The following is a 19,049-nucleotide window of genomic DNA, read 5'->3' on the forward strand; positions in this document are numbered from 1 at the left end:
TACAAGAGACGAATATTTTAGTAATACAAAATGCTTTCCTTGTAGCGACTATATTAGCCGTTCTCGTATTTGTTTTGACGTTATTTCTTAAGAAACAATAACACTGCTATTATTAAATAAGAAAAATGTAGCTAAAATGCTCTTCACAAAAGAACTTAGATTTTTGTATAATAAGAACTAATGTTCCTCACAGACAATGGACTCAAATTACACAAATATATCAAATAGAAGAGGATTGATATACGATGAAAATTGATAGACCAAAAATTTCACCAGAGTTATCTTCAAAGAATTTTCAAGATATTTTTTATGAAGAAGATCCAACATTGGAAGTGTGTGAAATTATAGACTCCACTTTCGAAAATGAATCTGTAGATAGAGTGCGGTTATATGATGCGGTGATAAAAAACTGTAAGTTTACTAATACAGACTTTAGCAATATTGATATTACAGATGTTTGTTTTGAAAACTGTGATTTATCAAATGTTAATTTAAGCAATTCTTCTGTTCACAGAGTCGAATTTAAAAACAGTAAATTAATCGGAGTAAATTTCACAGGATCTAGCTTAGGAAATGTTAAATTTGAGAATTCAATTTTGAATTTAGCGGCATTTGGAAATTCTAAACTAGAAAAAATCATCTTCAATGAAACTTCATTAAATAATGCAGATTTTTTTGACTGTAAACTTAAAAAAGTTGAATTCCAATTATGTAGTCTTGATGAAGCTAATTTTGATCAGACATCACTGAAGGGGATAGATATTAGTTCTTCTACCTTTGATACACTTACAGTTTCAGTGAACGATTTAAGAGGATGTAAAGTATCGACATATCAAGCTGTTCAGTTTGCTACTTTATTAGGATTAATAATTAAAGATTAGTATTTCGAAGAAAAGAACCCTATCCCGAATCATGGATTTTTTAATTGTCCACGATTCGAGATAAAGTTCAAATAAATTAGTGATGACTCTTTTATTATTTAACTACAGCTTGGTTTCCTTTTACATGTTCATTATTTACACTCATAAATTCTTCAATTTCTTCAACTTCCCTAATGATATCTTTTGACAAGTTTTCATACCCGTCTTTCGTTACAAGAATGTCATCTTCAATACGAATTCCAATTGATTCTCCTTCAATATAAAGACCAGGTTCAATTGTTATAACCATACCTTCTTCTAACACTCTATCTTTATATGTTCCTACATCATGTGTATCTAAACCAAGGAAATGGCTGACACCATGATAATAGTATTTTGATAACTCTTCATCTTCTTGAATTAAACCAATTGCTTTACACTCTTCTGCCAGTACCTTTTTTGTATGCTCATTTAATGCAGCGAACTTTAATCCTGGCTTAATAATCTCTGTTGTTTCTTTTAATGCTTTTAATACAATATTATAAATTTGTTTTTGGCGACTAGAGAATGTTCCATTTGCTGGGAATGTATAACTAATATCAGCGTTATAGTAGTCTTTTTGAGCACCTAAATCTAGTAATACTAAGTCACCATTTTGAATTTGTGCATCATTATCTTCATAATGAAGAACTGTAGCATTTTTCCCACTCGCCAAAATTGTATTGAACGCATGGTACTTAATTCCAGATGACTTCAGTGTAAAATCAAATTGTGCTTCTAATTCATACTCCATCATGCCTGCTTTTGCATGCTTAAGTACGTTGTAAATACCGTCTTTCGTTATAGCAATCGCTTCTTTAATAATTTCAATTTCTTCCTCTGTTTTAAATACTCGTAATTCACAAATGTTCGGATATACATTACCAATTGTTACGTGTGGGTATTTTTCTCTTACATGTTTAGCAAATGCTAATGTTTTTGTCTCCGTACCATTCCAATCACGACGTTCTATATCTAAATATAGATGCTTCGCATTTTCTGTAAAAAGTATATTTGACATTGTCTTTTCAAAGCTATCTAAATATATAACTTTCTTTATACCTGAAATTTTCTCTGCTTCTTCGTTAGAAACTGTTTTACCGACCCATTTTTCCATTACTGGATCTGCCTTTTCAATGAAAAGTGTTTCTTCAACACTACTTCCAACCTTTTTCAGCATAAAAATAACATTTGGTTCATCGATTCCCGTTAAGTAGTAAAAATTACGATTCGGTACAAATTTATAATGTGCATCAGCTGACATATGCGGTGCTTGTCCCGCAAATAAAATCGTAATAGATCCCTCTGGTAATGTGTTTGCTAATCGTTCTCTATTTTGAGCAAAAAATGTTGATTTCATGATAATCCCCCTAGCGTTTTATGTATAATTGTGAAACTAATTATTCAATACACTTCATTCTATTATTGTTATAATTTTTCGTCAATTTTTAACTAAATTTTAGATAGTATTGACACAGGCAACTAAACAAGTTACAATAACTATAAATTAGTAAGTTGCTAATTTAAATTTAAATAAGAGGTGAACAAAATGCAAAACATTTTATTCCGTATTAACGAATTGTCAAAAAAAGAAAAAGCGAATGGATTAACAGTTGATGAAAAACAAGAACAACAAATGTTGCGCCAAAACTATACACAAACATTTCGTGGAAGCTTAGATTCCATTTTATTAAACACAAAAATTGTTGATCAAAATGGTCTTAACGTTACACCTGCTGCATTACAAGATGCTCAAATACGTTTAAAATTAAGCAAATGAGTTCCGAGCTAAAGAATTCTAATAAAACATAAAAAGAGCTGGATTTCCTATATAGAAATTCCAGCTCTTTTTATTTTCTTTTTTAATTTAGTAAACGAGCGATACATCGCAATTCTCCACGACACAATCATCGCAAATGCAAGTAAGAAAAACATTCCACTTAACTCCGCTAAATCAATCGATTGACTTAAATATGATTTCAACGCTACTCGTACAGCTAATAATCCGACTAAAATAAATATAAATGCTTTTGACGGTTTCATATATATTTGTTCGTCTCTTATTTCAAACTTCGTTGTTTTTATAAGAAATACAGAGAAAATAAGCCCTGCAATAATTGCTTCTATTATTTCTAACGACGTTAATCGGAATTCCGGTAAAAAGTACATCATTGCTCCAGTACTCATAAAAATTGGCGGCAATATAATTTTCTTTTTCGTTACCGGTTTTTTCGCTGCTTTAAAGCGCAGAAACATGACACCAACAGCCATACAAACCGCTAAAATACTTGATAAAAGTGCTATCATACTCTTCCCACTCCTATCTATTTAAAAGACTTTTTGAGCAAAATCATAAACCAAACGAGCCCGATACTTATAATAACATGACCTAATCCAGCCATATGGCTTAAACCGTAAAAGTCAGTTCCATTTACTTGTAGAAGACCTCTCCATAGCATTGTAACAATAGTAAAGATTACTCCTACATTATAAACAACAAACCATGCACAAAAGCTCTTTGTTTCTTGTACATGAAACACTTTACATAAAGCTAAAGCAATTAAAAAGAATACAAAACCGAGCACTAATACATGTGTATGCACTAATTGCAACATTGTGGATCCTTTAATTCCTTGTGCTTTCGAATACTCTCTTGCAAATACACCTGATAATAAACCAATAATTAAGTAAATAAATGCCGCATTATATAATTTCTTCATTCTATTCCTCCTGTTGTAAACTTTCTATATTCGCTGCAATTATTTTAAGCAAAGTTTATGAACGGAGTATGAACAAAATATTACATTCAATTTTTGAAAATAAAAAAGCCATTCCACAAATAATAATTGTAGAATGGCTTTTCAATTTATTTTAAATCTTCTATTGAGAAAGCACCTGGCAGTAACTGCTCAACAGTCACTTCTTTTTCATCACCTTTTACATTCGTTAATAATACAGGCATTTTCGGGTCACAGAATTCAGCAATTACTTGTCTACACGCACCACATGGTGAAATCGGTCCATCAGTTTCTCCTGTAATAACTAAGTAACTAAAATCGCGCTCACCTTCTGATACTGCTTTAAATATTGCTGTTCTTTCTGCACAGTTACATAAACCGTAAGAAGCATTTTCTATATTACAACCAGTATAGATTTTCCCTTCTTTCGTAACTAACGCTGCGCCAACAGGAAATTTAGAATACGGAATATACGCTTTCGATAACATCTTGTTTGCTTCTTCAATATATTTTTTCTTACCCATATTATTTCCCCCTCAAAGTAAACGAAATGATGATTAGTCAGTAATAACTGTATGAACTAATTTAGGAGCCACTGCTGTTTCAGCGATAGAGATGTTCTCATAAATTTTTGCTTTTACATCTTCTACATTTTCACGATTTGCGTAGATTGTTACGAGTGGCTCGCCTTCTTTTACTGCATCGCCAACTTTTTTACGTAACATTAATCCTACTGCTAAATCGATTTCATCTTCCTTCGTTGCACGACCTGCACCAAGTAACATAGCTGCAATACCAATCTCATCTGCAACAATGTTAGAAATAACACCTGAAGTTTTTGCAGGTACATCAATTACATACTTCGCCTGTGGCATTTTTTCTGGATTGTCTACAATTGAGCTATCTCCGCCTTGATTGCTTAAGAACTCTTTAAACTTCTCAGTTGCTTTTCCGTTTTTCATAACTTCAATTAGCATTTCACGAGCTTCTTCTAACGTATTTGCTTTTTTCGCAAGTACGACCATTTGGCTACCTAATACAAGTACTAATTCTGTTAAATCTTCTGGACCTTCACCTTTTAACGTATCAATCGCTTCTTTTACTTCTAGAGCGTTACCAATCGCAAAACCAAGCGGTTGTGACATGTCTGAAATAACAGCCATAGTTTGACGTCCTACATTATTTCCGATACGTACCATTGCATGTGCTAATTCTTTTGCATCTTCTTCTGTTTTCATAAATGCACCAGCACCTGTTTTTACATCAAGTACGATTGCGTCAGCACCTGCTGCAATTTTTTTACTCATAATTGAACTTGCGATTAAAGGAATTGAGTTAACCGTTCCTGTTACATCGCGTAATGCATAAATCTTTTTATCTGCAGGTGTTAAGTTTCCTGTTTGTCCAATAACAGCTACTTTGTCACGGTTTACAATATCAATGAACTGCTCTTTCGTAATTTCAACGTGGAATCCTTCTACCGCTTCTAATTTATCAATTGTTCCGCCTGTATGTCCTAAACCACGACCAGACATTTTTGCTACTGGTACATCTAAAGCAGCCACTAATGGTCCTAATACTAAAGTTGTTGTATCACCAACACCGCCAGTTGAATGTTTGTCTACTTTAATTCCTTCAATTGCTGATAAGTCGATCGTTTCACCAGACTCAACCATCGCCATCGTTAAATCTGCACGTTCGCGATCTGTCATATCTTTAAAGAAGATTGCCATTGCAAGCGCACTCACTTGATAATCAGGAATACTTCCGTCTGTATATCCATTAATAAAGAATTTGATTTCTTCAGTCGTTAATTCTTTGCCGTCACGTTTTTTTGCAATAATATCTACCATTCTCATTACAATCACCATTCCTTTTTATATGATACGAATCTATTAAAATAATAAGCCAACGATTGTTGCTGATAAGAAACTTACTAATGTTGCACCGAATAGTAATTTCAAACCAAATCTTGCGACTACATTCCCTTGCTTTTCATTTAAGCTCTTAACCGCCCCTGCAATAATCCCAATTGAAGAGAAGTTTGCAAATGAAACTAAGAATACAGATATAATCGCTGTCGTTCTATCTGAGAAATTAAAGTTTCCTTGTGCTAAATCTGTCATAGCGACAAATTCATTCGATACTAATTTTGTTGCCATAATATTTCCGGCATTAACTGCTTCATGCCAAGGTACACCCATAATAAATGCAAATGGTGCAAATACATAACCAAGAATTTCTTGGAATGAAATACCGATTACACCTTTAAATACTGCATTAATGAATGCGATAAGAGCAACGAAACCGACTAACATAGCTGCTACTGTAATCGCAACTTTAAATCCATCAATAATGTATTCCCCTAATACTTCAAAGAAAGTCTTTTTCTCTTCTTCTTGTACTTCTAACATATCTTCTTCCTCAGTAACTTCATACGGGTTAATGATAGAAGCAATGATGAAGCCACCGAATAAGTTAAGCACTAAAGCGGTTACAACATATTGCGGTTTTAATAACACCATATATGATCCGACGATAGACATTGAAACGGTAGACATTGCAGATGCACATAATGTATACATTCTTTTCTCTGGCAATAACCCTAATTGTTTCTTAACTGAAATAAACACTTCAGATTGTCCTAAAATCGCAGAAGCAACTGCATTATATGATTCTAGTTTCCCCATTCCATTTACTTTACTTAATGCTAGACCGATAGATTTCACAATAATAGGTAATACTTTAATGTGTTGCAAAATACCTATTAAAGCTGATATAAATACGATTGGCATTAATACACTTAAAAAGAACGAAAACTCTTTTTGATTTACTAATCCACCAAATACGAAATTCACACCATCAGCGGCATATTTTAATAACTCTCCAAAACCATCTGCTATTCCGCTAATTAATATATTCCCTACACTTGTATTTAATAATAAAAACCCCAAAATAAATTGTAATATAACCATCGTTATGATTGGGCGATATTTGACTTTCTTTCTATTATTACTAGCAAGCCAAGCGATACCTAAAATCAATACGAGGCCAAAAATACCAATTAAGTATTTCATAAGCCGTCTCCTCCCATTCGTATCCGCTTACATTTTTTTCAATTATTAAAGCAATAGATACACTTTACTTTGTGTATCTATTGCTCTTCACTTCATTAATGATTAGTAGTTATCTGTAGCACCTTTTGCATCATTTAATACGATTGCAACACTAGCACTTGCTCCAACGCGAGAAGCTCCAGCAGCTACCATTTTGTCTGCATCTTCACGTGTACGAACACCGCCAGATGCTTTTACACCAACGTTTGGTCCTACTGTTTTACGCATTAATGCGATATCTTCAGCAGTTGCTCCGCCAGTTGAGAATCCAGTTGAAGTTTTTACGAAGTCAGCACCAGCTTTTACTGATAATTCACAAGCGCGTACTTTCTCTTCATCTGTTAATAGGCAAGTTTCAATGATTACTTTTACAAGAGCTTTTCCTTTTGCTGCTTGTACTACTTCATAAATGTCTTTTTCAACAAGTTCGTTGTCACCATCTTTTAAAGCGCCTACGTTGATTACCATATCAACTTCAGTTGCACCTTTTGCAATAGCATCTTTTGTTTCAAATGCTTTTGTTTCAGTCGTGCTTGCTCCTAATGGGAAACCGATTACAGTACAAACGTCTACATCATGTCCAGCTAGTTCATCAGCCGCTAATTTTACCCATGTTGGGTTAATACAAACAGAAGCGAATTTATATTCCTTTGCTTCTTCGATTACTTTCATAACATCTTCTTTAGTAGTATTAGCTTTTAAAATTGTATGGTCAATTAACTTTGCAATGTTCATTATCTTCACTCCTCATATCTTTTAACAACTTCATTCTAACTCTTAGTTGAACAAATGTAAATACACTTTTGAAATTTTGTTCATTCTTTTTAAAAGGAATCATCTTGTAGTAAATAAAGCGCATTCTAACAAAGAACATTTCAGATATATAATCAAAATTTTTATGTTAACAATGGTAGTATGTATCTCCATATCCATAATTATTTTTAAAAAGGCAATTTGTGTTCAAAAAAACTCCTATCATTCATACATAACAAAATAAAAGGCATTCTCAAAATTAACATCTTGAGAACGCCTTTTATTTCTAATCTTTTTGATAATGTAATAATTCTTTCGCTGTATGCTGATCGATAATTAATACATTTGCATACCCGCCACGTAACGCACCATCAATTGCTTTTATTTTTCTATTACCACCTGCAACTAAAATAGAGCGTTTCTTTAATTTCAGTTCCTCTAACTCAATTCCAATTGTACGCTGATTAATCTCTTCGCTACTAATATTTCCGTCTCCATCAAAGAAACGTGAACAAATGTCACCGACCGATTGTTTTTTGAGTAAACTTGTTTCATCCTTATCGAAATAACCTAATCGGAATAATAGCGCTTCGTCTCGCACTGTTCCTACAGTGAAAACTGCAATATTCGCTTGTTTCCCCATTTCAATAATGTGATGAATATGTCGATCCTGCTCTACTAATTCTTTTGTCACTGCATTATCAAATATAACTGGAAGAGGTAGATTTCTTGGCGTCGTTTGAAAAGCATCTGCAAATAAAGCTATCGTCTCATTCGCATATGTATTTACACTTGAATGACTAATACCACCTTTTAGCTGGACAACCTCCACCCCTTTTACATGTTGCGGTACGATTTTTCTAGCGATTTCATACATAGTCATGCCCCAGCTTACACCAACAATATCACCGTTTTTAACCGTCTTTTCCATATACTCAGCAGCATATTTACTTATATACTCTGTAATCGTTGCATATTCCGGCACTGGAGAAAATACAACATGTGCCTCTAACAAGTTGTACTTTTCTTTCAGTAAATTCCCGACGTTATCTAAATCAGCAAATGGATCGGCGATGCTAATTTGAACAAACCCTTTTTCTTTCGCGTACTTTAACAATCTAGAAATCGTCGGTCTTGAAATATTTAATTTGTTAGCAATTTCTTGCTGACTATAATCTGATTGATAATATAATCTTGCAACTTCAACGCTTAATTGTTGTTTATCTTTTTCCATAGTAACTCATTACAAATCCCTTCCTGTATTTCCCTTTCGTTACAAGCATTATACAGCTTTATGCAAAAAAATTCGACTACCGAATTTTATCTATCTGAACTTCTACTACACTTAATATATAATGAAAACTTATTGTGTAGATTTACAAACTCAATATAGATACGCTTGAAACATGTAAATCAATTAACATTTAATTCACATTTTTTCTGTAGTAACGATAACAAAGCCGTTCAATAAGAAACATGAAACATCATCTAAAAACTATTCAAATACCCCTTATAAACAGAAGTTACTATTTATAAGGGGTATTTACTCAATTTAATTTTATAAAAATTGGATGGAAACAATGCAAGTTCTCACTTATTTAGAATAAGTGAAAAGATGATGTTTTATTTGTTCAATAAAATAATGATGGTGTATATTATCGTTAGATACTCGACTTGCCATAATAGCCCCCTCCATTGAAGAGGCAAGAAAGGAAGCGAGTGATATAACCTCTATATCTTCTTTAAATTCTTGTTTCTCTATTCCTTCTTTTATGAGAGAAGCCATTAACATTACTGTATCATCATAACCTTTTGCTGCTGCTTTTTGTAATTCTGGAAATACTCCAGTACTTTCAATGGCACTATTAAGTAATGGACAGCCTCCAGCAATAGGAGGATTATTAGCTGCATCTTGATATACAAGGAAAATTGCAAGGATTTTATCAATTGCTGTCTTTTTATTTTCCATTGCTTTATGAAAATGACTCCACATAATCTCACCACTTTTGTCGTAGGCAGCAAGGACAATTTCTTCTTTACTTTTGAATCTACGATAAATAGATCCTTTAGGTAGTTCAGTAGCTGTCATTATATCCTGGATGGATGTGCGAGTTATCCCATTAGTATTAAATAAATATAAAGATGTTTCAATAATTTTTTCTTTAACCTTATCAACTTTAGTCATGCTTTGTAATCCTCCTAATGAAAACGATCCTAATATTCTAGGTAATGTTTACCCTCTATTTTCTTAATTTTTTTGTAAGTATAAATAAGTTTGGAACAGAAATATCTTATCAATCCCTATCTTATGGAAACCTCAAACAATACAGTTTGAAAAGAAGTTAATCAAATTGTATTACCTACATAAATTAAGTGAATTTTCCGTCAAAACAACATGACCAATTGTTTAATTCAGTCATATTATACAACTAATTTTATCTAAAATCGTAGAGGTGTAAAAATATATAGTTAATTTTAATGTATAGACATATGATTATTATATATAATTTTTATCAATATGTTTAGCTAAAGTGTTTGAACTACTCCCACTTTCACTTCATTCTATAAAAGATTAACCATTAATGATTACTGGAATTAAATTGTAACAAAGCAACTGAAATATAAATATATTTGCTTTTTTCCATTTTGATTTTGTTAATACTTTATAAAAAGGGTTTAAAAAACTAGAAACTTGTAGTATCATTAGATTTCGATTCAGACCGAACCGTCCGGTTTATAATCTTATATAAATATATTTAGAAGGAGAGCGTTATGCAGAAAGAAAAATCAAAAATTATAGGTAATTTAATTATGGGGGCAATACAGTGAACTTTATAAAAATGAATAAAAAAGAAATCATTATGCTAATAATCTTTACACTGTTTGTACCATTTCAAATTGGCTTGTACATACTATTTGGCATATCACTTTTAGCTAATGTCAATTTAGTTGAATCAGAATTTGTTCTTAGTGCCATCGGTTTTACTGTACCTGCTATTGTAGGAATCATTTACTTTAGGAAAGAAATTATTGAAAGTTTTACTTATTTTAAAGAGAAGACAATTTTGAAAATAGTAAGTATTCCTATGGTAGTTTTATTTACGTTAATTGTGGAACAGTGTGTTATGCATTTTCTAGCAACTGGTCAACCAGAGAACCAAGAGCAGCTCCTTGAAACGGGTGCAGAGGTACCTCTTGTATTTACATTGCTTGTATTTGGTATTCTGGGTCCAATACTTGAAGAAATTGTGTTTCGCCACATATTAATAAATCGTTTTTCTTACCATATTGGTACTGCTATTGCATCTATCATTTCGATTATGATTTTTACACTTCTTCATACGAACCAACTTTCGGATATTGCTATTTATTTACCTGGATCGTTGATACTTACTGCGGCTTATCTTATTTCTAAAAGATCCATTGCATATGTTATAGCGATACATATGTTAAACAATTGCCTTGCTTTCATTCTGTAAGAAACTAGACTTGTTTCTGATGCCAAAAATATTCTATGTTTCTATCAAGCATTTTTGGCACCAGAACTACTTTTTCTATGACATAAGAAAGCTAATCAAAAATTATAAAATATTAGGAGAGTGTCAGTCATGATTGTAACCACAACTTCTGGAATTCAAGGTAAAGAGATTATTGAGTATATTGATATTGTAAATGGTGAAGCTATTATGGGTGCAAATATTGTCCGCGATGTATTCGCTTCCGTTCGTGATGTTGTCGGTGGCCGTGTTGGTGCTTATGAAAGTAAACTAAAAGACGCTCGTGATATTGCAATGGGCGAAATGAAAGAACTTGCAAAAGAAAAGGGTGCGAACGCTATCGTTGGTATTGACGTAGATTACGAAGTTGTTCGTGATGGAATGTTAATGGTTGCTGTCAGTGGTACAGCTGTACGTATATAAGTAAATAAAAAAACGGTTCCTCTTGGAATTTATACTTTGAGGGGAAATCCTGATTCTGTTGCAGATTTTAAAGAATAAAACGAGAAATAATCAACTTTTTTATTTCTCGTTTTATCTACATATTTATTTTTGGAAAAACAATCTAACTCCAAATACTAATAATACGGCGCCTGTAATACCCTCTATTGTACGGTTCACTCTTTCTTTTCTTAAAAAAGTTCTTAATTGACGTATGAGTGAGATGTAAAGTAAATACCATATTGCTGTCAAAGTCGTAAATGTGAGTCCTAACAAAAGAAATTGGAAGAAATGATTTTGATTACTCACAATAAATTGGGGTAAAAAACTAAGGAAAAATACAGCGGTTTTTGGATTTAAAATTGCCGTAGTAAATCCTTGTCTAAAGCTTTTAATTGCCCCAATATCCTTAGAGTCCATTTCTGCTGAACCTGACATATCTTCTTTTTTATGTAAGGCACTTTTAATTGACTTTACAGCTAAATAAATTAAATAAACAGCCCCAGCATATTTTATAAATGTAAATAACATAGCAAATTTCATTAAGATAGCAGAAAGTCCTAACGTAGCCATTATTGTATGAATCATCATTCCAGATATCGTTCCTAAAACAGTCTTTATCCCGCCATTTTTACCATGCGAGATAGTATTTTTTGTAACTAGTGCAAAACCAGGACCAGGCATCATTATGATTAACATTGCTGTAAGGATAAATAATAGATAATTTTCCATGTTGTAGTATTTCCTCTCCAATTTTTAGTTTTGCTTACAGTATAGCTTTTTTCATTAAAACATTACATATAAAAGACTTGATCAGAAATTTATTTAGGTTATTCGTATCAATTTGATTAACTATTACCCAATAGCCACATTGATAAAACACATGACAAACTTATATATAATTGCAAGCTCAACTCTCACAAAAAAACAGGATGAAAAATAAACAGCAGAACTAGTCCACTGTTTACTTTGCCACACCTTCATGTAATTTTTCTGTATAATCTTTTACATCTTTCCAGCTATCTTTCGCTGTATGTAAATCTTCTTTTATAAACGTAAACTCTTCCGGACTAATTCCTTTTACGTTTTGTAATAAATTATTATACTTTGCACCTACTGTATACCATTGATTTGATATGTTTTGTAGTGCTGTAATTGCTGCATCAATTGTTTCTGTCATGTTTGTTGTTTTATTTTTTACATCAGTCAAAATTACGACTTCTGCTTGTGCTCCTGAAATTCTATCTTTTAAATTGGCGATTTCTCTTTCTGCATTTGCGATATCTTTTTTCGCAACCGCAATCATCGGCCCGCCAGCAAGACATGTTATTAGAGCTACGCAAAGTACGCCACCAGCAATGACCATATCATTACTCTTTTTAATCGAATCGTTATATGTATTTATTTGTTGCTCTAGAGCTGGAATACCAGCATTCGTACTTGCCAATATCGCTGTTAACTGATTTGTATCCTCTTTGAAACTATTTGTATCTTTCGCCATTCTATCGCGAAAAGCTTTCAAATTTCCTAATAATCCATCTACCTCATTTTGATTCTTTACAATATCCGCATACAACTTTTCTAAATCCGCTTTTAATTTTCCACTATCCTTTTGATCAATCGCTATTAACATGTCATTATAATACGATTGAAAAGTATTATTGTAATTTATAATATTTTGATCTGTTTTCATAATTTGAGGCTTCATATTATTTAACCAATATGCTGCATTAATTTTTGCATCTCTTTGATGCTGAATCATACTCCCTTTAAATTCACTATTAATCGAACTTATTTTACTTAAATCCGTCTCTTGTTGATTTTGAATTAATTTTGCATATGAATCCATTGCAAATATGCTTGATGTCGTTTGTGCCATTACATCTTGGAATCCTGCTGGTCCAAGAGAATAGTTTTTCACATTTTCTTGTAGCACCGTTACATTTTGTTCTGCTGCAAAAGGATGTAAAGGAAATGCGTTACTCGTTGCCACCCCAGCAATCATTACCGCTAAAAGACATTTTTTATAAAATCGTTTCTGCATATTTTTCACCTATTCTCTTTATAAGGATATCAAAAGCTCCTGCTCACAACTGAACAGGAGCTTCAAATCATTCATCAACACTTAACGCCCTAACGATTCGTATTCGATTATGCTTTTTTCGTATCTACTACTTTAATATCTTCAGCATAAATCTTTTCTGCATAGTCTTTAATGTTTTTCCAGCTATCTTTCGCAATGTTTAAATCTTCTTTAATGAAAACAAGATCGTTTGGACTAATTGAATCCACATTTTGAAGTAAAGAATTGTATTTTGATCCCATTGTATACCATTGGTTTGAAATGTTTTGCAACGCTGTAATTGCAGTATCAATCGTATTTGTTAAATACTCAGTTTGTGTTTTAATGTTCGTTAACCCAGCTACTTCTAATTGAGCAGTTGTAATTTGTCCAGTTATTTTTTGAATTTCAGCTTGTGCATTGTCAAGTTCTTTCTTCGCTAATACGATACCAGCTGTACCACCGCCTACAGCTGCTGCACCACCTGCAATTAATGCGACTCCTAGCGGTGTTCCTGCGCCCGTAGCAATAACTACTGCACCACCAATAATTGCAATTGGTCCTAGAGCTGTCGCAACAGATGAACCGATAATAATTGCATTATATTTACTAATTGCTTCATTGTACGTTGTAATTTGATTTTGCAGAAGTGGAATCCCTGCATCTTGACTAGCTAATATAGATGTAATTTGATTTGCATCACCCTTGAAGTTTTGCGTATCCGACGTCATTTTATTTCGGAATTTTTTCAAGTCTTCTACTAACTGATCCACTTGCGCTTTATTTTCATTAATACTACTTGATAATCTAGTTAGGCCTTTCGTAAGAGTCGCTTTATCTTTTGCATCTACCGCAGCAACTAAAGTATCATAATAGTTTTGGAATTTTGTATTGTAGTTAATGATGTTTTGATTCGTTGAAATAAGCTGTGGCTTTAATACATCTAACCATTGCTTCGCATTTCCTCTAGCTGTATCTTGGTGCTGAATCACTTTTCCTTTTAAAGCTGCATCAACAGTCGATACATTTCCAAAGTTAACATTACCTTGTTTAATAATTGTTAAAGCATACAGATCCATTACTAAAGCATTTGAACCTGTTCTTTCCATTGCATCTTTCAAGCCTTCTGGTCCTAATGAATATTCTTCATAGTTATTATAAGCTTTTGCTACCGCATGAACTGGAGCTTGTTTCACTGTACTTTCAGCTGCATACGTATGAGCCGGCATAATATTTCCTGCTGCAAATACTGCCATAAGTGCTGATAGAGCCATTACTTTATATGGTTTTTTTGTCATTTTTCTTCTCTCCCTATATCGCTAATTATTTTTCTATTTAATGTACTTCAACGTTTGTAACGTAATCTTCAAATTGATTTGTTTGCTTATTCATTTCATCACTTACTTTTTTAATTTGATTAAAATGTTTTTGAAGTAAACTACTGTCTGTATACGTGCCTTCTTCAACATTTGTTTGAATTTGAATCATATTATTATTTAAAACTTTCCAATCCGTTAATAACGTTTCTAAAGTTGTAATTTGACGATCAATTAATTCTGTAAAGCTATTTACTTGATCTTCAACGAATGTAATTTGAGTCGCCTCTGCTTCAGTTTGTGATAACTTTTGAATAAGTGGCAATAACTCTTTTTGCTTTTGCTGAATGCGAAAAGCTGCTTCTCTCGTTTGACTATCTGCAGCATTTACAATTTCATTACTTAAAGTACCGATAGAAACAAAATCGATTGTTTTCGTTTGTGCAGTTTGATTTGTGATTGTAAATACTTGTTTACCGATATTAATAGAACCTTTAATTATTTCTTGAGGTCTATTCAAAATAGTAGTTAGTTCAGCTTGAATTTCCCCTTGAATTCTTTTAATATCTTCTCTTAATTTCACAATATCTCCACTTGATCCTTGCAGTGTTTTTATTGCTTCATCGGCTTTAATTGATAAGTTGTTACTATCTTTGTCTAATACTGTTTTAAATCGATTTAACTCTAATAAATCTTGCTCCATACTCTCTTGGATGCTCTGTACTTGCAATTGTAATTTTCCATATGCACTCATAAAATCTGTTTTTGCTTGCTGATCTTCATTTACATTTCCTGCTAGTTCATAGAGCTTACTATAATAACTATTAAATCTAGTGCTGTATCTCATCATCTCTTGATTTAAGTCAATTAGCTTCGGATTATATTCATCAATCCACTCTCGTACATTCGCCTTTGCAAACTTTTGATGATTCGTTAAGCTACTCATCGCATTTACCTTAATGTCTGGCTGTTGCAAAATAATTAATCCGTATGCTTGAATAAGCGGTGATTGTGATCCTAACATTCTAATTGAATTGGATAATGTATTTGGAGCAATTACATTTTGCGCATATACTGTTTTCACTTCCGTTTGCCCCTCCTTAGCGTAAGCGCTTACAGGAATGAAGCAACTCGTAGATACCGCTGTAACCAATAACCCTGTAATTAAAGTCTTTTTCACTTTAACTCCTCCTATGTATTAGCAACTATTACTATCGCATTTTATTATTCTATTTTCTTGCCCATAATTTGAGATGGTTAAAATAGAGAACGTTCTCAACGTGATCTATGTATGAACCACCTCTCTCGTATTGCTACAGTACTTACTTATCGTCACAAAACATTTCATTATTTTTCATATGTGTTTAGTATGAATAATATTGTATAAATTTTCTATTTCATCGAAATTCCCACATTCACACAGTGAATATATTACATAAAAATATTATTCATTTTAAACTAAACAACATACGTAAATATGAAATTTCATTTTGTTTTCATATAAGTTTTGTACTGTAAGGTCATTTAAACACAGCTGTTTATATATCGTAAAGAAGTATTTTCATTCCCTTTATTTTCAAGCTTTCATGTCCTTATTTCAAAATATAATCCGATTCACTTTATCGATTGAAATATCTACATATCACAACAGAAAACACTACTTTCAAATAACCAATGAAGTTATATTAGTATAATTTTTAACCCCATATGCAATTATGCATAGCATATACACAAAAAGGATAGCTTCATTTTCGCGAAGCTATCCTTAAAAAATTTTCTTATTTTTTCAAATGATATGGAACTGTCGTAATAACAACATTTCTTTTATAAAGTAAATACGCACGTATAAGTAAACTGGATTGATTATGAAGAATGTTATGCCAACCTTTTTTCGGAATGAACTGTGGTATAACGACCGTAACACGGTAATTCGATTCACTTGCCTTATATTGCACTGTATCGATAAACTTCGTTAGCGGCTGAATAATACTTCTATAATGAGAATGTAATGTAACAAGCCTTACTTCAGGTTGCCACTTCTTCCATTTCTCCTCAAATTTCTTTTCCTCTTCTCTGTCAAAAGCAACATATACTGCGATAACTTGATCTGCCGAAAGCGATTTCGCATAGTTCAATGAATTTTCTACTACATGCGTCATACCTGCTACAGGAACGACAATTACATTCCCCTCAATTGGAATAAGAGGCTCGCAAGTTTTTAAACTTAATTGATCACCCACTGCATCATAATGCTTCTTAATTCGATGGAATAAGAAGATAATAACTGGTAAGAAAATAAGAATCGACCAAACTTGTGCAAATTTAGTTAAAAAGAACATGCTCATTACGATAAAACTAATAACTGCACCAATTAAATTAACCGTTAATCTTAAAGCCCATCCTTCAGGCTTTTCGCGAAGCCATTTTAATACCATCCCTGTTTGAGAAAGTGTAAATGGAATAAATACACCTACTGCATATAGTGGAATTAAATGTTCTGTTTGCCCTTGGAAAGCTACAATTAAAATAATCGAAGCAACTCCAAGTATAATAATACCGTTTGAGTAACCTAGGCGGTCTCCTCTAATCGTAAACATTCTCGGTATGAATTTATCTTTTGCAAGGTTAACCGCTAATAAAGGAAATGCAGAATAACCTGTATTAGCAGCAAGAATTAATATTAAAGCTGTTGTACCTTGTATGAAATAGTACATGAAATTACGTCCAAATGTTTGTTCAGCAATTTGAGAAACAACTGTTACTTCTTTACTCGGAGTCACTCCGTAATAATAAGCTAAAAATACAATTCCTGAAAATAACACAGCAAGTAATGCACCCATTGCAAGCAATGTTTTTGCAGCATTGTTTGGCGCAGGATCTTTAAAGTTCGGAATTGCATTTGAAATTGCTTCAACACCTGTTAAAGCAGAACTACCTGATGCAAATGCTCTTAGTAATAAAAATAAACTAATCCCTGCAACTGGTGTACCAATTGGCGCATGTAAAGTGGGTGAAACATGACCAGTTAAAATATTATATATGCCCACACCAATTAATATAAATAGTGCTAAAACGAATAAATAAACAGGATATGCTAAAACGGAAGCTGATTCCGTTACTCCCCTTAAATTTAATATCGTAATTAATATAACAAATATAACCGCAATAATTACGTTGTGTGCATGTAAGCTAGGAAACGCAGACGTAATTGCATCTGTACCAGCAGACACACTTACCGCAACAGTTAAAATATAGTCAACTAATAAAGATCCTCCAGCAATTAAGCCTGGATTCATCCCTAAATTTTCTTTTGATACAACATACGCTCCCCCGCCATGCGGATAAGCAAAAATAATTTGACGATAAGATAAAATAAGGGCTGTCAATAATACTAATACCCCAACAGCGATCGGAATGGAATACCAATAAGCGATCGCTCCAACACCTGCTAAAGCAATTAAAATTTGCTCTGGACCGTAAGCAACTGATGACAATGCGTCAGAAGATAAAATAGCTAAAGCTTTCGTTTTATTAAGCTTTTGTTCTCCAAGCTCCGTTGATTTTAACGGTCTTCCAATTAAAAATCTTTTAATAGATGAAACCAATGCTGTCCACTCTCCAATAATTTTGTACGAACTTTTCTGCTTGTTGCAGCCAGTAAACTATTTACTCAGAAAACAAAAAATGTCTACAAGCCATAGCGAAATAGACTTGTAGACATTATTTTTTTTGTCGCACAAGCTCCACCTTCCTTCTCAATATAACGCTTACGAGGTTAGCTGTCGGATTCGGGCCTATGAGTAGCCCTACCTTTTTTAAGGATTCACCCCATCGGATTATGTACTAATCCGTAAAAACGGGTCCCCCGTACCATGCGGTTTCAGCGATTTAGAAAATTGAAACTGTGGATTATAATACTCCTTTATTTTCAAAAAGTAAACAAAAATTTTTAATAAGAAAAAAATTAAAATGATTGTGCATAATCCACTGAGAAATATACATAATGAATACTAAAAAATCCGCAAAGGAGACCCCTATGTCTAAAGAAAAGAAGCCTATTTTTTCCGATTCATATTTAGATGCAGTAGCAAATGAAATTAATCAGTTATATGGTAAACGTGAACAGGAAATAAATTTGACAGATAGAACGAAAAGAAATAAATAATTTGTCATACAAAAAAATAAAAAAGATAGCAATACACTTATATATTGCTATCTTTTTTATTT

Annotated in this window: 19 protein-coding genes and 1 riboswitch; of the genes, 5 read left to right on the plus strand and 14 right to left on the minus strand. The window is 32.7% G+C overall.

Annotation, left to right across the window (positions count from 1 at the left end):
- Window positions 1-245: 245 nt before the first annotated feature.
- Window positions 246-881 (plus strand): pentapeptide repeat-containing protein, encoded by a 636-nt coding sequence (locus B9A45_RS20380; RefSeq protein WP_000687273.1) that lies wholly within the window; start codon window positions 246-248, stop codon window positions 879-881.
- Window positions 882-975: 94 nt separating this feature from the next.
- On the opposite strand, the gene B9A45_RS20385 is transcribed toward B9A45_RS20380, so the two are convergent.
- Complete coding sequence (locus tag B9A45_RS20385; protein WP_000842968.1) at window positions 976-2,259, minus strand: aminopeptidase P family protein; 1,284 nt, start codon at window positions 2,257-2,259, stop codon at window positions 976-978.
- Window positions 2,260-2,448: 189 nt separating this feature from the next.
- On the opposite strand from B9A45_RS20385, the gene B9A45_RS20390 reads away from it, so the two are divergent.
- The gene (locus B9A45_RS20390) at window positions 2,449-2,679 is read left to right on the plus strand and encodes a DUF896 domain-containing protein (protein WP_001179612.1); all 231 of its coding nucleotides are present in this window, start codon (window positions 2,449-2,451) and stop codon (window positions 2,677-2,679) included.
- Between the two features lie 47 nt (window positions 2,680-2,726).
- Here the strand turns inward: B9A45_RS20390 and B9A45_RS20395 are convergent, their stop codons facing one another.
- The 8 genes from B9A45_RS20395 to B9A45_RS20430 form a co-directional block, all read right to left on the minus strand.
- Window positions 2,727-3,206: a CcdC family protein gene (locus B9A45_RS20395; RefSeq protein ID WP_000561043.1), complete on the minus strand. Its 480-nt coding sequence runs from the start codon at window positions 3,204-3,206 to the stop codon at window positions 2,727-2,729.
- A 17-nt stretch (window positions 3,207-3,223) separates the two neighbouring features.
- Window positions 3,224-3,619: a DUF2871 domain-containing protein gene (locus tag B9A45_RS20400; RefSeq protein ID WP_000737864.1), complete on the minus strand. Its 396-nt coding sequence runs from the start codon at window positions 3,617-3,619 to the stop codon at window positions 3,224-3,226.
- 146 nt (window positions 3,620-3,765) lie between these two features.
- Window positions 3,766-4,161, minus strand: coding sequence for a cytidine deaminase (locus B9A45_RS20405; RefSeq protein WP_000516778.1), 396 nt, complete (start codon window positions 4,159-4,161; stop codon window positions 3,766-3,768).
- Window positions 4,162-4,194: 33 nt separating this feature from the next.
- On the minus strand, window positions 4,195-5,496 hold the full coding sequence (locus B9A45_RS20410) for a pyrimidine-nucleoside phosphorylase (RefSeq protein WP_084064698.1): 1,302 nt from the start codon (window positions 5,494-5,496) through the stop codon (window positions 4,195-4,197).
- Between the two features lie 36 nt (window positions 5,497-5,532).
- A complete protein-coding gene (locus B9A45_RS20415; protein WP_000876173.1) occupies window positions 5,533-6,714 on the minus strand; it encodes a NupC/NupG family nucleoside CNT transporter in 1,182 nt (393 codons plus the stop codon).
- 102 nt (window positions 6,715-6,816) lie between these two features.
- Window positions 6,817-7,488, minus strand: a complete 672-nt coding sequence (deoC, locus tag B9A45_RS20420; RefSeq protein ID WP_001017441.1) for a deoxyribose-phosphate aldolase — start codon at window positions 7,486-7,488, stop codon at window positions 6,817-6,819.
- Window positions 7,489-7,792: 304 nt separating this feature from the next.
- On the minus strand, window positions 7,793-8,740 hold the full coding sequence (locus B9A45_RS20425) for a sugar-binding transcriptional regulator (RefSeq protein ID WP_000409786.1): 948 nt from the start codon (window positions 8,738-8,740) through the stop codon (window positions 7,793-7,795).
- A 360-nt stretch (window positions 8,741-9,100) separates the two neighbouring features.
- Window positions 9,101-9,691, minus strand: a complete 591-nt coding sequence (locus B9A45_RS20430; RefSeq protein ID WP_000169648.1) for a TetR/AcrR family transcriptional regulator — start codon at window positions 9,689-9,691, stop codon at window positions 9,101-9,103.
- Between the two features lie 640 nt (window positions 9,692-10,331).
- On the opposite strand from B9A45_RS20430, the gene B9A45_RS20435 reads away from it, so the two are divergent.
- Window positions 10,332-10,985, plus strand: a complete 654-nt coding sequence (locus B9A45_RS20435) for a CPBP family intramembrane glutamic endopeptidase (RefSeq protein WP_001009302.1) — start codon at window positions 10,332-10,334, stop codon at window positions 10,983-10,985.
- Window positions 10,986-11,114: 129 nt separating this feature from the next.
- Complete coding sequence (locus tag B9A45_RS20440) at window positions 11,115-11,426, plus strand: heavy metal-binding domain-containing protein (protein ID WP_000637518.1); 312 nt, start codon at window positions 11,115-11,117, stop codon at window positions 11,424-11,426.
- A 123-nt stretch (window positions 11,427-11,549) separates the two neighbouring features.
- Here the strand turns inward: B9A45_RS20440 and B9A45_RS20445 are convergent, their stop codons facing one another.
- The 5 genes from B9A45_RS20445 to B9A45_RS20470 all read right to left on the minus strand — a co-directional run bounded on the left by B9A45_RS20445 (window position 11,550) and on the right by B9A45_RS20470 (window position 18,427).
- Window positions 11,550-12,176 (minus strand): LysE family translocator, encoded by a 627-nt coding sequence (locus B9A45_RS20445; protein WP_000432999.1) that lies wholly within the window; start codon window positions 12,174-12,176, stop codon window positions 11,550-11,552.
- Between the two features lie 232 nt (window positions 12,177-12,408).
- Window positions 12,409-13,488 carry a non-hemolytic enterotoxin NHE subunit C gene (nheC, locus tag B9A45_RS20450; RefSeq protein ID WP_001171995.1) on the minus strand — a complete coding sequence of 360 codons (1,080 nt, stop codon included), beginning with the start codon at window positions 13,486-13,488 and terminating at the stop codon, window positions 12,409-12,411.
- Window positions 13,489-13,595: 107 nt separating this feature from the next.
- Entirely contained in the window at window positions 13,596-14,804 is a 1,209-nt protein-coding gene (gene nheB / locus B9A45_RS20455) for a non-hemolytic enterotoxin NHE subunit B (RefSeq protein WP_000162986.1), read from the minus strand.
- A 37-nt stretch (window positions 14,805-14,841) separates the two neighbouring features.
- Window positions 14,842-16,002, minus strand: a complete 1,161-nt coding sequence (gene nheA / locus B9A45_RS20460) for a non-hemolytic enterotoxin NHE subunit A (protein ID WP_000751832.1) — start codon at window positions 16,000-16,002, stop codon at window positions 14,842-14,844.
- A 598-nt stretch (window positions 16,003-16,600) separates the two neighbouring features.
- Window positions 16,601-18,427, minus strand: coding sequence for an APC family permease (locus B9A45_RS20470; protein ID WP_000254887.1), 1,827 nt, complete (start codon window positions 18,425-18,427; stop codon window positions 16,601-16,603).
- 144 nt (window positions 18,428-18,571) lie between these two features.
- Window positions 18,572-18,718, minus strand: a riboswitch (cyclic di-AMP (ydaO/yuaA leader).
- Between the two features lie 140 nt (window positions 18,719-18,858).
- On the opposite strand from B9A45_RS20470, the gene B9A45_RS32855 reads away from it, so the two are divergent.
- On the plus strand, window positions 18,859-18,987 hold the full coding sequence (locus B9A45_RS32855; RefSeq protein ID WP_000031873.1) for a hypothetical protein: 129 nt from the start codon (window positions 18,859-18,861) through the stop codon (window positions 18,985-18,987).
- Window positions 18,988-19,049: the final 62 nt, after the last annotated feature.

The sequence above is a fragment of the Bacillus sp. JKS001846 genome, assembly GCF_900176455.1.
Lineage (GTDB): Bacteria > Bacillota > Bacilli > Bacillales > Bacillaceae_G > Bacillus_A > Bacillus_A cereus.